Source organism: Streptomyces alkaliphilus, from assembly GCF_014141535.1.
GTDB lineage: Bacteria > Actinomycetota > Actinomycetes > Streptomycetales > Streptomycetaceae > Streptomyces > Streptomyces alkaliphilus.
In genome coordinates this window covers 1-982 of the sequence record NZ_VKHT01001403.1, presented here as the reverse complement: position 1 = coordinate 982, position 982 = coordinate 1, and the positions used below count along the sequence as shown (strand labels likewise).

The following is a 982-nucleotide window of genomic DNA, read 5'->3' as shown; positions in this document are numbered from 1 at the left end:
TCTCCACATCGAACGCACCGGTGTGCGAGGGGTGGTGAGGGAGCGTCACCGGTAACGGGTTTACGGGGATTTCGTTGGGTTGATGCCGGCAATTTTGGCATGACCACTTCTCAAGTCTGTTACGCGCTGGTAACAAGCGTGGGAGCACATCCCCCACACCCCCTACCCGGGAGAACACATGAGACTCCGTCGCCTGCTGTCGGGAGCCGTTACCGCGGTCGCCCTGCTCGGCGTCTCCCTCGTCGCCCCCACCTCCGCCGCCGCGCAGGAGGCCCCGGTGCACTACGTGGCGCTGGGAGACTCCTACTCCTCCGGCGTCGGTGCCGGGAACTACCGTTCCGACAGCGGCACCTGCCGCCGCAGCACCCGGGCCTACCCCGAGCTCTGGGCCGCGGCGAACTCCCCCGCCTCCTTCCATTTCACCGCCTGCTCCGGCGCCCGCACCACCGACGTGACCGCCGGGCAGCTCGGCCCCCTGAGCGCCGAGACCACCCTGGTCACCATCTCCATCGGTGGGAACGACGCCGGCTTCGCCGACACCATGACGGTGTGCGTCCTCCAGGGCACCAGCGCCTGCGTGAACCGCGTCGCGCAGGCCAACGCCTACATCACCGAGACCCTGCCCTCCCGCCTGGACGCGGTGTACACCGCGATCCGCGACCGGGCGCCCAACGCCCGGGTCGTCGTCCTGGGCTACCCGCGGATGTACCAACTCAACGGCACCTGTCTGCTCGGTATCAGTGAGCAGTCCCGGGCCGCCATCAACGGGGCCTCGGACAACCTGAGCGAGGTCATCTCCAAGCGCGCGGCCGATCACGGCTTCGCGTACGGCGATGTCCGCCCGACTTTCACCGGCCACGAGATCTGTTCCTCCGCCTCCTGGCTGCACAGCCTCACCCTGCCGATCGAGAACTCCTACCACCCGACCGCCGCCGGTCAGGCGGGCGGCTACCACCCGGTCATGGCCGCCCTCTCCTGACCC

At 68.8% G+C, this 982-nt stretch carries 1 protein-coding gene; it reads left to right on the top strand.

Annotation, left to right across the window (positions count from 1 at the left end):
- The first annotated feature begins 178 nt into the window (after positions 1-178).
- Complete coding sequence (locus FNQ90_RS24745) at positions 179-979, top strand: SGNH/GDSL hydrolase family protein (protein ID WP_182608372.1); 801 nt, start codon at positions 179-181, stop codon at positions 977-979.
- Positions 980-982 lie beyond the last annotated feature (3 nt).

Coding starts and splice junctions, on each gene's coding strand:
- FNQ90_RS24745 (WP_182608372.1), top strand. CDS start 179: ATGAGACTCCGTCGCCTGCTGTCGGGAGCCGTTACCGCGGTCGCCCTG.